Raw genomic sequence first — 12,927 nt, 5'->3', positions numbered from 1 at the left:
CGGCATGAAGCAATTCCAACCGATCCTGCTGGGCAGCGACATCAATGCCTACGGCATGGCGCGAGCCTTCCATGAGGAATATGGGCTCGTGTCCACGGCGTTCGCGCATTTCCAGCTCTCGCCGACCAAGTTCAGCCATATTCTCGATATGCATATCGTCCCCGGTTTCGGCGAGCCGGAAACCTTCCGCGCCACCCTGCTGGATTACGGCAAGCGCATGAAGGAGCAGCACCCGGACACGACGCTGCTGGTGATACCGTGCGGCGATCTCTATGCGAATCTGCTGAGCCAATGCGGCAGCGAACTGCACGAATACTTCGTCTTCAACACGCTCGACCAGGCGCTCAACCGGCGGCTGAGCCTCAAATCGAGCTTCTACGAGACATGCGAGCAGTACGAGCTGCCGCATCCGGCCACGAAGGTCGTGTCTGCCCAGGGAGTGTCGCGCGGCGACTACCGCGAGCTGCCCTTCGATTACCCGGTCGCCATGAAGCCTGCGGATAGCGCGCTGTGGCTCGATATCGACTTCCCCGGCCGCAAGAAGGCCTTCGTCATCAACGATCCGGCCGAACTCGACACGCTGATTCGGCGGTCCTACGAGGCGGGATACGCCGGCGACATGATCATCCAGGACTTCATTCCCGGCGACGACAGCCGCATGCGCGTGCTCAACGCATACGTCGATCAGCATCACCGCGTGCGCATGATGTTCCTCGGCCATCCGTTGCTTGAGGATCCCACGCCCGAGGCCGTGGGCAACTACGCGGCCATCATCCCCGACTACAACGAGCCAATTATGCTGCGCATCAAGGATTTCCTTGAGGACATCGGCTATCAGGGCGTCGCGAACTTCGATATGAAATACGACGAGCGCGACGGCGAATACAAGCTTTTCGAGATCAATCTGCGCCAAGGCCGCAGCAGCTATTTCGTGACGCTCAACGGCTGCAATCTGGCGCGCTACTTCGTTGAGGACCTGGTCGAAGACACCGCCTTCGATGGGCAGCCACTGCTCGCGCACGGCTCGAAGCTGTGGATGGAGATACCCCGCTCGATCTTCCGCGATTACGTGCGCGACGGCGAGGACAAGAAGCGCGGGCTTGCAATGATCAAGCGTGGCGACTGGGGCACGACCTTGGAATACCGCAAGGACATGAACCCGACGCGCTGGCTGATGATCCGCCACATGTTCTCGATCTACAAGAAGCGCTACGCGCAGTACTTCAGCCACAAGGAGGACCTGGCATGAGACGTCCCTTCTTCGCCGTGCTTGGCGGCATGGGCACGCTCGCCACGGAAAGCTACATCCGCCTGGTCGATCAGCTCACGCACGCGCATACCGATCAGGAGTATCTGGACTATGTGGTGTTCAACGACGCCGCCGTGCCCGACCGCACCGCCTTCATCCTGGGAGAGAGCGACGAAAGCCCTGTGCCCGCGCTGTTCGATGACATCGACAAGGCCAACGCGATCGGCGCCAGCTTCATCACGCTGCCGTGCAACACCGAGCACTATTTCTTCGATGAGCTGCAATCGCGCGCCGACGTGCCGATTCTGCATATGCCCAAGCTCGCCGTGGCGCACATGCTGCAGCGCTACCCCGTGCTCGATCATCCGCGCGTAGGCTTCATGGGCACACGCGGCTCCTGCTCCGCAGGTATCTACCGAGGCGAAGTGGAGTCGGCCGGGTACGCCTATGTCGAGCCGGACGAAGACCTGCAGCAGCGCATCGACACGCTGATCTACGACGAGGTCAAAGGCGGACTGCCGCTGAGCAAACCACTGTATCGAGGCGTCATCGATGAGTTCCTCGACGCAAGCGGACCGTATCGCTGCAACGCGGTCATCCTGGGATGCACCGAGCTCTCGGTGTTCAACGAGGCGTTCCCGCTGCCAGAGCTGCCCATCATCGACGCGCAGGAAGTGCTGGCCGAGGAGACCGTGGCAAGGGCCAAAGCGCTGCTGTAGCTGCTACACTGGCGGACAATGGCAAACACTGGACCGGCAGGGAGGCGATATGGCTATGCGTATTGAAGACTTGCAATCCGGTGAATCCAAGAACCTTGAGTTCAAGGTTGCCGTGCCATCCCGCAGCATCAATTACACCAAAACGGCTGTCGCTTTCGCCAACGGCCAAGGCGGGCGCATCTTGTTCGGCATCGAAGACAAGACGCTTCGCGTGGCTGGAATTCCTGACAGTACAGTGTTCTCGGTCATGGACTCCATCTCCAACGCGATTGCAGACAGCTGCGAGCCGCTCATCATCCCGGACATCGCCATGCAGACCTTGGATGGCAAGACCGTCATCGTCGCCACAATCGCACCCGGCCCGCAGCGACCGTATTACATCAAGTCGTTGGGCCGCGACCAAGGCACCTTCGTGCGCGTGTCCGGCACCACGAGGCTGGCCGACGCCCCTACTATCAAGGAACTGATGTTCGAAGGCAGCAACCGCAGCTTCGACAAGGAGCCCTGCCTCGATCTGTCCATTACCGAGGATGACATCGCGGCGCTGTGCGCATCACTGACGGATGCCGCCCGAGGCAATGCCGATGATCCTGAGAAGGTAAGGCCGGTAACATCGCAACAGCTCAGGTCGTGGGGCGTACTCGCAGAGCGTCATGAAGCCCTTGTCGCAACAAACGCCTATGCGATTCTTTCCGGCAGCGAGCCTTTGAATTTTGCCGTGCAATGCGGCGTGTTCAAAGGCGACACGAAGGCGATTTTCGTGGATCGACGCACCTTCACCGGCTCTCCTCAGGAGCTGATCGAGGAAGCCTATCAATACGTGCTCAGAAACATCCATTTGGGGGCGCGATTCCAAGGCGTGTATCGCAAGGATGTCTATGAAATCCCGCCGGACGCGATTCGCGAGCTGATCGTCAACGCGCTCGTTCACCGCAGCTACATCGACCATTCCAGTGTGCAGGTCGCCATCTACGACAACCGTTTGGAAATCACTTCTCCGGGCCGTCTGCCGCTCGGCCAGACCATCGAAAAGATGAAACAGGGGTACTCTAAGATTCGCAACGAGGCTCTGGCCACGGCATTCGAGTACATGGGCTTCATCGAGCATTGGGGCAGTGGCATCCCCCGCATCCTCACGCAAGTCCAGGAAGCAGGGCTTGCAGCACCCGAATTCCTCGGCGGCGACACCGAGCTGCGCATCAATATTTATCGGCAGCCAGAGCAGGGTGGCGCTGAGGACGGTGCGGGATTAGTGCGGGATGCTGATGAAAAGTGCGCGACGAGTGCGCGAGAAGTGCGCGATAACGATGAAGAGCGCACGCAAAGTGCGCGATTAGTGCGCGATAAGTGCGCGATAAGTGCGCGATTAGTGCGCGATTCTGAAAATGATGCCATCAAACCGCAACTTTTGACTGATCAGCAACGCGCCGTCATTGATCTGCTGCATCGGCAATCACATATCAGCACCTCTGATGTGATTCGTAGTCTGGGCACACGCCGCCGCCGTGCACAAGACGTGCTCAGAGAACTTTTCGAACTCGGTTTAATTCAAAGAGTCGGAGCTGGTCCGAACACGAGGTACGTACTTCCCGGCTCTCTCGGCAAGAAGCCCGCCGACGATGAACGCTGAAAAAATGAAAGTCTGCAACGATTAGATAAACAGCCGCGCGACGTTTTCGGCGGTTCTCGACAGGTTGATTTGGGCCTGCTCTGGGGCGATGGCTTCTTCGAGCGTGCATACGCTGGGTAAGATGCCGAAGATGGCGTCGATGCCTGAATTGTAGAGTTGTTCGATTCCTTCGCCGACATTGCCTGCCAGCGCGACTACCGTGCAGTTTGGCGCAACTTCTTTCACTGCTTGCGCCACGCCCACTGGCGTTTTGCCGTAGCGGGTCTGGAAGTCAATGCCGCCTTCGCCGGTGATACAGTACTGCGCTCCGGCGGCTTTGGATTTCAATCTGGTGGCGTCCACAACAAGATCGACGCCGGAGCGCATGGTGGCGTTCGTGAAGGCCAGGAATCCGGCTCCCAGTCCCCCGGCGGCTCCTGCACCCGGCACCTGCTCGATGTCGCGGCCGGTCTGCTCGCGGATGATGCGCGCATAATGCGCCAGACTCGCGTCCAGTAGCTCGATCATCTCTGGCGTGGCACCTTTTTGCGGACCGAAAACATGCGAGGCCCCGTGCTCGCCGGTTAACGGATTCGTCACGTCGGATGCCAGATTGATGGTGATTCCGCTGAGTCTTGGGTCAATATGCGAGCAATCGATGGTCTTGAGATTAGCAAGCGCTGCGCCACCATAAGGCAACGGATTGCCTACGCCGTCCAGCAGCTTGACGCCCAACGCCTGAGCCATGCCCGCCCCGCCGTCGTTGGTAGTGCTGCCACCGAGCCCGATGATGAGCGTATCGACACCGTGGTCAAGCGCGTCGAGCATCAACTCTCCGGTGCCGTAGGTCGTAGCAGTCAGCGGGTTTCTAGTCTGCGCATCGACAAACTGGATGCCGCTGGCGGCGGCCATCTCAATCACGCCCGTATGCCCGTCGCCGAGCAGCCCATAGGCGGCATCTACAGGCTTGCCGAGAGGCCCGGTCACCCGCGCGCTGACGATTCGCCCGCCAGTCGCGTCAACTAGGGACTGCACGGTGCCTTCGCCGCCATCAGCCATAGGTATCATGACACATTCGGCATCAGGCTGCGCACGAAGCACGCCGCGTCTGATGGCCTCAGCCGCCTGCCGCGCAGTGAGCGACCCCTTGAACGAGTCGGGAGCAATAACGATTTTCACGCTTACCCCCTTCCGTCGTGCCACTACCTGACAAAGCCATTCCAACCACTATGTATTCATAGTGCCTCGTATACGGTCTAAATGTCAGAAATAACGCATTATTCAACGAACTATGTCTTGTTTCTGTCTTCTATAGCCAGTAAATGTCACAAACAAGACATAGTTCATGCAAAAGCGCCATTACTGCACAGCGCTATCACCCATATGTTCTAGACGCTGACTCATCACGGCCGTCACTCCATCAGCGCGCATGGTGATTCCGTAAAGCGCATCCGCAATCGACATGGTGCGCTGCTGATGGGTAATAACAATCAGCTGAGCGTGCTCGCGCAGGTCTTCGAAGGCGTGGAGCAAGCGGGTGAGGTTGATGTCGTCCAGCGCGGCTTCGACTTCGTCCATGACATAGAAGGGGCTGGGGCGGGCCGTGAAGATGGCGAAGAGCAGCGCCAGCGCGGTCAACGAGCGTTCGCCGCCCGAGAGTAGACTGAGCTGCTTGACCCGTTTGCCGGCCGGGCTGGCCTCCACAATCACGCCGGTGGTGAGCATATCGTCTGGGTTTTCTAGGCGCAGGCGACCAGTGCCACCGGGAAAGAGCGTGGCGAAGACCTTGGCGAAGGCTTGGGCCGTATCGTTGAAGGCGTTGGCGAAGACCTGCGTCATGGTAGCGTCGAGGTCCTTGATGAGCTGCATGAGGTCGTCGCGGCTTTTAGCCACGTCGTTGCGCTGATCGTTGAGATATTGGTTGCGCTCCTGCAGCGAATCGTATTCCTCGGTAGCCAGCGGATTCACCTTGCCGAGCGCCTTGAGGTCGCGACGCGCCTTGTCCAACCGCTTGACCTGCTCCTCGCGCACGTAGGGCACGGTTTTGTAGCGCGGCGCTTCTTCCGCAGCGGCCTTATCCTCAACCTCATCAGCTTCAACAGCCTCGCCGTCAAGCGCAACAGGCTGCCCTTCGTCGTCAAGCACGGGAACCGGCTGCTCGGGCCCATACCCGGATACGAGTTCATCCACGCTCATGCCTAGCTCGTCGGAAATCTTCTGCGTGAGCTGCCCGTGGTTCGCCGCCAGCCGCTCACGGTCAACATCCAACGCATGCTCGCGCTTTTGCAATTGCGCCACCTGCGGTTCGAGCGCATTGCGTTGGGATCGCAGCGATTTAAGTTCGTCGTCATGACTGGATGCCGCACGCTGCAGCTCCTCGCGTTTGGCGGCGACGGCATCCAAATCACGATGCACAAGCTGCGCCACAGCGAGCGCATCGGCCGCCACCTGCTCGACCTTTGCCGCCTGCTGACGGCGCGTTTCGTTGAGGGATTCCAGCCGGGCGCGCCGTGCAGTGGCCTCCTTGGCGTTGTCGTGCAGCAGTCCGGCCTGTCGCTGCAGCGATTCGCCCTTGTGCGTCGCCTCGTTCCATGCGAGTTTCGCCGTGATCTCATGCTCGTGTGAGGCGGTCAGCCGCGTTTCGAGATCGTGTTCGCGTTCGGCGAGTTCGTCGAAGTCATCCTGTTCGCCCGATGACGTCTGCGATTGCTCCAGCGCGCGGCCCAACTCAGCGACTTTCAGCCCATGGGCCTCCCCGTCTTCCTTGGCTGAAACCAGTTTGGCGTCAAGGGCACTCAGTTGATGCGTGAGCGCCTCCACCCGCTGCTGCGCGGAATGCAGCGCCTCTTGGGCCTGCTGCGCCCTAAGTCTGGCCTCGGTGCGCTGCTGTGCCGCAGCATCAACGGCAAGACGCGCCTGCTCCCGGGCCTGACGTGCCCGCTCGACTTCGTTCTGCAACTGCGCGAGCTGTTTTTGCAAGACCTTTACTTGGCTTAGCGCCTTGTCGCGACGCGCCGCCAGCGACAGATCGCTTTGCGACAGCGACGACCCGCCAATCGCGCCAACGCGGTTAATGACCTCGCCTTCGCGCGTAACCGCCTGCCACCACAAACCGCTGAGCACCGCCCGAGCCGCATCCTCGCGGCTTTCCACAACGCATACGTCGGCCAGCAACGCACGCACTGCAGCGACCACGGCACGAACCTGCTGCTCACTGTCATCGCGCGATGGATTAACCGACACCAATGCGGCAGCCGAGCGTGCGGCACCGCGTGTTGGCGCGTCTTGCGGCTGTTCGTTCTCCGCGTCAATATCCACAGCATCAACGTTTTCAAGTGCCGCGCGGTCCGCATCAATCCCAGCACCATTGCTCTTGACCATTGCCGCGTTGTCCATTGGCCGCAGCAGCACTGCCTTGCCGAGCTGGCTATTCTTGGCGCGCTCCAAGGCTTGCAGCATCACATCGGCATCGGGAACGACAATGGCGCTGGCGAATTCATCCAAGGCGTGCGCGACGGCCTCCTCCCAGCCATCGGCAACATGGATGAAGTCAGTGAGCCGGCCCAAGGCGGCGATATCACCATCACGTTCCAGCGCCCCCGAGGCATTGCGGCTGTCCAAAGTGTCATTCAGCGCATCGGCCTTGGCCTGCTGCGATATGATCTCGCCATTGACCTTGCGCAGTTTGTCTTCCTGCGCCGCCAACGATTCCTGGCATTGACGCAGTTGCTCACGGGCCGCGTCCAGTGCCTTGCCGTCGTCATCGCCAATCTCGGCGGTTGACTGGTTCAGCTCATCGTATTGCGTCTGCGCCGCATCGCGATGCGCGGTGATATCCGTGCGCTGCGCCGTGAAATCGGCGGCACGGGTATGAGCCAACTGCACAGCCGACTCTTCACGCGCCACCATTTCACGCAGATTCGCCACGCGTGTCTCGCGCTGCCGGGCGTTGACACGCAGCTCGGCCAGCGTCTGACGCAGCGAGGCGAGCTGCTTCTCGTCGCCGGCACGCTCCTCGACCGCCTTGTCATAGGCAAGCCGCGCCTCCTCGACGGCATGCTGCGAAGCCTGCGCCTGCCCGTCAAGCTCGGCGGCGCGGCGTTCCAGCAACTCCGGATCCTCGCCGAAATTCGTCACGATCTGCGTCGTCAACGACCTCGCGCGCTCCTGCGCGAGCTGCGCCAGCGACCGCAGCCGCTCCTCGATGCTCGCAAGCTCGTGCCATATCTGATTCGCCTTGGCGATGGCCGGGCTTGCCTGCGAGCCCAGCGCCTCGACCTGCTCGATGCGTAGCCGAATCTGTGCGAGTTCGCGCTGCTGCTGCGTCAGCTCGCCGCGAATGCCAGTCAGTTCCGTGCGTAGCGATTCGCGACGTTGCAACGATTCAATCGCATCTTCGGCATAGATGCGCGATTGCGCGTCGCGCAGCGAGACCTGAATGCTTTCGGCGCGACGCGAGATGCGAGCCTGACGCCCCAGAGGACCAAGCTGCCGGTGAATCTCATGCAGCAGATCGTCAAGCCGCGACAAATTAGCCTCGGTATTCTCCAATTTGCGCAGCGAACGCTCCTTGCGCTTGCGATGCTTGAGAATGCCCGCAGCCTCCTCGATGAAGGCCCGATGCCCGCTCGGATCCGCGCGCAGAATGGCGTCAAGCCGCCCCTGCCCCACAATCACATGCATCTGCTGGCCAAGGCCCGTGTCAGACAGCAGCTCCTGAATATCGAGCAGACGGCAGGCCGTGCCGTTAATCGCGTATTCCGAACCACCGTTGCGGAAAATCGTACGGCTGATCGTCACCTCGGCATAGTCGATGTCGAGCGCATGATCCGCATTGTCGATCGTGAGCGTCACCTGCGCACGCCCGAGCGGCGGCCGACTTGACGTGCCTGCGAAAATCACGTCCTCCATCGACGTGCCGCGCAGATTCTTCGCGCCCTGCTCCCCCATGACCCAGGTCAGCGCGTCGACGATATTCGACTTGCCGGAGCCGTTCGGGCCCACAACCGCCGTAATCCCCGGCTCGAAGCGCAGGGTGGTGGCGGAGGCGAAGGATTTGAACCCCCGCAGGGTCAGTTCTTTGAGATACATGGCGCGACCCGAGGCTCAGTTTTCAGTCGATGACGATGCCGACACCGATGGCGACGCTGGCGACGACACCGACGATTCCGGACCGGAATCATCATCCGTTGCGGAATCCCCGTCCGGTGCAGTTGAGCCATCCTCCGCAGCGTCCCGCGGCTCCGGCTCCACCGCCGGCTGGTGTACCCGCTCGGCCTTCGTGCGCTGCAAATCAGGATCGACCTGCTCCTTGAGCAGCGTGCGGGCGTCGCCGGCGGTGACGAAGCTACCGGCGACGAGCACGCCGTGGCCGTACCCTACACCCAGCTCATCCTCGGCATCCACCATATCAACGGCAGCTTGAATGGCGTCGGGCAGCTCATCGACGCGCGTGACGCGGTCACGACCGAACACGTCCACCGCGATCTTCTCAAGCTCCTCGGCGGGCATCACGCGCTCGCGCCAGGAGTTCTCGGTCACGACCACATGGCTGAGCAGTGGCTCAAGCACGCCGAGATATTCCTCGACCTGCTTGTCCTCCATCATGGCGATGACGCCGACGAGCTGCTTGAAGTCGTAGTTCTCTTCGATGGCGCGACGCAGGGCCTCGGCCGCATTCAGGTTGTGCCCGCCATCGAGGATGATGGTCGGCGAGGTACGAATCTGCTCGATGCGCCCCGGAATCTTCACGCCGCTCAGGCCTTCGGCCACCAGATCGCCGTCGAGCACCCCGTTGACAGGAATGACCGTTTCGGCCGCAGCCAGCGCGGCGAGCGCGTTATGAGCCTGATGCTCGCCGAATTTGGCGACCGGCACATCCTCATAGGTGCCGTTGGGCGTACGCATGGTCACCACCTGGCCTCCCACGGCCAGCGTGCGGGCGACGACTTCCATCTCGATGCCGTCGCGCACCAGCGTCGCGTGGTTCTTCGCCGCAGCGGCTTCGAGAATCGGCATGACCTTGTCCGCATGCGGCTGCGCGCCGATGATGGCGGTGCATCCGGGCTTGATGATGCCTGATTTCTCGGTCGCGATCTGCTCCACGGTGTCGCCGAGCCACTGCATATGGTCCATATCGACCGGCCCGATAATCGCCGCATCGCCGTCGAGCACATTCGTCGCATCCCAACTGCCGCCCATGCCCACTTCGACCACGGCGACATCGACCGGCGCATCGGCGAACTTCCATATAGCCATAGCAGTGAGCACTTCGAAGAAGCTCATCTTCGGCTTGCTCTGCTTCGCCATTGCCGCGTCGACAAGCGCCACGAAATCCCTGATCTGCTCCCAGGCGTCGATGAAATCATCGTCACTCAGCTGCTGACCGTCGATCGCGATGCGCTCGTTGATGCGCTCGAGATGCGGCGAGGTGTACAGCCCGGTGCGCATGCCGTACGCCCGGCAGATGGCCTCGGCCATGCGGGCCGTCGAGCCCTTGCCATTCGTGCCGGTGATGTGGATGATGCGGAAGGAATCCTCCGGGTGGCCCAGCAGGTCAAGCATCATCGTCATGCGGTCGAGATCGAGGTTCGTGGTGTTATGCTCCGTGGGGCGGCTCATGATATCGCGTTCGACCTCGCGGATCGTAGTCTTGCCCTGGTTCGGATGCTCATATGACATGCTGTGCGTTATCCCTCGTCTCTCTACTTGCCTCACACGCTTCACAATCTTTCCCATTCTAGGCGAGCGGGTGAACCAGCGCTCGTTTCATCCGACGGCGAGCAAGACGTAAGAACGTTGCGCTTTGTACGCCAGCGCGACCTTACCGTGCGAAATGCTATGCAAATTCGATACACAATGTGACGAAACGTACGTCAGCATCTTGTTAGCGGTCGAAAGACGACGCGTGGACAATTCAGCTGGCGCAAATCGGGCATCACGCGCTGTTAAGCTGCTCGAACTACGATGGACTGCATATGCAATCACGCATGCGAATGAATGGAGATATGAATGGGCGACGTCGTGACCGACAAGGACAAGGAATACGAGGCGCAGGAGGCTTCGCAGGCACCGGGTGCCGACCAGCCAATGCACGATCGGACGAATAACCGCACGCTGCGCCCTCGCAGCGACGCCTTCCGTGATTTCATGACGACCGGCTGGGACAATCAGGAGCCCGACATCAAGCCGTTGGAATCCAGCACCTACATTCCCGCCCGGCTCGAAGCACTCGGCAGGCAGTTCCCCGGCGAGCGGCTGGTCATTCCGGCCGGCCAGCCCAAGGTGCGCAACAATGACGACGACTATGCTTTCCGCCCCGATTCCGTCTTCTCGTATTACACGGGTCTCGGCCAGGATTACGAGGCCGGAGCCGTGCTGGTGCTCAATCCTATCGATTCCGCCGATCCGGAGGCCAAGTCCGGCGCGACGCATCATGTGGAGCTCTTCGTGCCGCCTCGCGCCGACAACAGCACCGAGGACTACTACGCGAACGCGCATTACGGCGAGTACTGGGTGGGCCCGCGCGCCGGGCTCAAGGAATTGCATGCGATGACCGGCTTGGAGACGCATGACATCGCGCAGCTGGCTGACGCGATCGGCAAGGATGTCGGCGCTGAGGCCGGAGCCGTGCGGGTGCGCGCGATTCGCCAGGCCGACCCGGAGGTCACCGGCATGGTCGAAGCGGCGCGGCAGGCCAACGGATTCGCCGACCCTGGCGATAACGCCGCCGAAGACGACAAGCTGCTCGAATACGCCTCCGAGGCCCGGCTCGTCAAGGATTCCTTCGAAATCAACGAGATGCGCAGGGCCATCGCCGCCACCAAGAAGGGCTTCGACCGGATTCTATCCCGTCTGCCCGAGGCTGTCGGCAAGCCGCGTTCGGAGCGCATGCTCGAAGGCGCGTTCAACTCCGTGGCCCGCGAGGAGGGCAACACAGTGGGCTACGACACCATCATCGCCTCGGGCAAGGATGCGCCGATTCTGCATTGGATGCGCAACACGGGCGTGGTGGGCGACGGCGAGCTGCTGCTCATCGACGCCGGCGTGGAGGTGGAAAGCCTGTACACGGCCGATATCAGCCGCACCTTCCCGGTGAACGGCACGTTCACGCCGCTGCAGCGCAAGCTCTACCAGACGGTGCTGGACTCCCAGCAGGCCGGCTTCGAGGCCGCGCAGCCCGGTGCCACCTATTCGGATATCCACCATGCCTGCATGCGCGTAATCGCTGAGCGACTGCATGACTGGGGCATTCTGCCGGTCGATGTGGAGGAGTCGCTCTCCCCCGAAGGCCAGCAGCATCGCCGCTGGATCGCCTGCGGGGTGGCTCACCATCTCGGCCTCGACGTGCACGACTGCGCGCAGGCCCGCTACGAGTCGTATCAGGGCGCGAAAATCACGCCGGGCATGATTTTCACCATCGAGCCGGGCCTCTATTTCGCGCAGAACGATCTGCTGCTGCCGCCCGAGCTGCGCGGCATCGGCATTCGCATCGAAGATGACGTCCTCATGACCGAGCACGGCCCCGAATGGCTTTCCGCCGGAATCCCCAAGCAGATCGAGGATGTCGAGCAGTGGATCCATCAGCAGTCTTCTGCACGCACACGCTAACGACTGCAAGGAATCCCCATGCCAACACCGCAATTCGTACTCGATCTGCGCAAGAAGATCGGTCACCAGCTCCTCTGGATGATCGGCGTGACCGCCTATGTCGAGGACGCTGATGGCCGGGTGCTGCTCGGCCGACGCGCCGACACCGGCGAGTGGGCACTGGTGTACGGCATCAACGAGCCGGGCGAGGAGCCTGCCGACACGGTGGTGCGCGAGATCAAGGAGGAGACCGGGGTCGATGCGATCGTCACCGACCTGGTGTCGGTGAAATCCTCAACGCAGGTGGTGACCTACGCCAACGGCGACCGGACGATGTATATGGATCATCTGTTCCTGTGCAAGCCCAACCTGCAAGGCAACACGGACCCCTTCGTCGGTGATGAGGAAAGCCTGCAAGTGGGCTGGTTCGCGCCCGGCGAGCTGCCCCAGCCGCTCGCCGCCAGCACCGTGGAGCGCATGGCGTATGTCGAGGAGTATCGCCGCCGGCTCGCGCAGGGCAACCCCCGCGCCTTGTTCACATTCAACGGACAGGCCGTCTGATCGGCCGTCTTTGCGCGTTACCTCGCGTTGGCAGCGTACGTTTTCCGGCACGTTTGCTGACTCCGTATCGGAAAACGTACACTGACATCGACTAAGTGTACGTTTTCCGATACGCATATCGTTCCCATGACAGAAAACGTACGCTGACGTACCGGGCTGCGGCGGATAATCAGCGCACAGACACCCACCCAGTGCCCATG

General features: G+C 61.3%; 8 protein-coding genes. 5 read left to right on the top strand and 3 right to left on the bottom strand.

Annotated elements, in window-relative coordinates:
- Positions 1–4 precede the first annotated feature (4 nt).
- The 3 genes from LKK40_RS08095 to LKK40_RS08085 are packed head-to-tail and all read left to right on the top strand — an operon-like array spanning position 5 to position 3,598.
- The gene (locus LKK40_RS08095; protein WP_304310193.1) at positions 5–1,249 is read left to right on the top strand and encodes a carboxylate--amine ligase; all 1,245 of its coding nucleotides are present in this window, start codon (positions 5–7) and stop codon (positions 1,247–1,249) included.
- Complete coding sequence (locus LKK40_RS08090) at positions 1,246–1,968, top strand: aspartate/glutamate racemase family protein (protein WP_304310192.1); 723 nt, start codon at positions 1,246–1,248, stop codon at positions 1,966–1,968. Before LKK40_RS08095 ends, LKK40_RS08090 begins: the two co-directional genes overlap by 4 nt.
- Positions 1,969–2,017: 49 nt before the next feature.
- Positions 2,018–3,598 carry an ATP-binding protein gene (locus tag LKK40_RS08085; protein ID WP_304310191.1) on the top strand — a complete coding sequence of 527 codons (1,581 nt, stop codon included), beginning with the start codon at positions 2,018–2,020 and terminating at the stop codon, positions 3,596–3,598.
- Between the two features lie 21 nt (positions 3,599–3,619).
- Here LKK40_RS08085 and LKK40_RS08080 read toward each other — a convergent pair whose 3' ends face one another.
- The 3 genes from LKK40_RS08080 to LKK40_RS08070 form a co-directional block, all read right to left on the bottom strand.
- Positions 3,620–4,756, bottom strand: a complete 1,137-nt coding sequence (locus LKK40_RS08080) for a glycerate kinase (protein WP_304310190.1) — start codon at positions 4,754–4,756, stop codon at positions 3,620–3,622.
- Positions 4,757–4,936: 180 nt separating this feature from the next.
- On the bottom strand, positions 4,937–8,668 hold the full coding sequence (locus tag LKK40_RS08075) for an AAA family ATPase (protein WP_304310189.1): 3,732 nt from the start codon (positions 8,666–8,668) through the stop codon (positions 4,937–4,939).
- Between the two features lie 15 nt (positions 8,669–8,683).
- Positions 8,684–10,258, bottom strand: a complete 1,575-nt coding sequence (locus tag LKK40_RS08070) for a bifunctional folylpolyglutamate synthase/dihydrofolate synthase (RefSeq protein WP_304310188.1) — start codon at positions 10,256–10,258, stop codon at positions 8,684–8,686.
- Positions 10,259–10,588: 330 nt separating this feature from the next.
- Here LKK40_RS08070 and LKK40_RS08065 point away from each other — a divergent pair, with 330 nt between their 5' ends.
- Together LKK40_RS08065 and LKK40_RS08060 are read left to right on the top strand one after the other, a co-directional pair.
- Complete coding sequence (locus LKK40_RS08065) at positions 10,589–12,187, top strand: aminopeptidase P family protein (RefSeq protein WP_304310187.1); 1,599 nt, start codon at positions 10,589–10,591, stop codon at positions 12,185–12,187.
- 18 nt (positions 12,188–12,205) lie between these two features.
- Positions 12,206–12,727 carry an NUDIX hydrolase gene (locus LKK40_RS08060; RefSeq protein WP_304310186.1) on the top strand — a complete coding sequence of 174 codons (522 nt, stop codon included), beginning with the start codon at positions 12,206–12,208 and terminating at the stop codon, positions 12,725–12,727.
- Positions 12,728–12,927 lie beyond the last annotated feature (200 nt).

It is taken from the genome of Bifidobacterium tibiigranuli (assembly GCF_022655035.1).
In the GTDB taxonomy this organism is placed as follows: domain Bacteria; phylum Actinomycetota; class Actinomycetes; order Actinomycetales; family Bifidobacteriaceae; genus Bifidobacterium; species Bifidobacterium tibiigranuli_A.
This window is presented reverse-complemented; position numbering and strand designations above follow the sequence as displayed.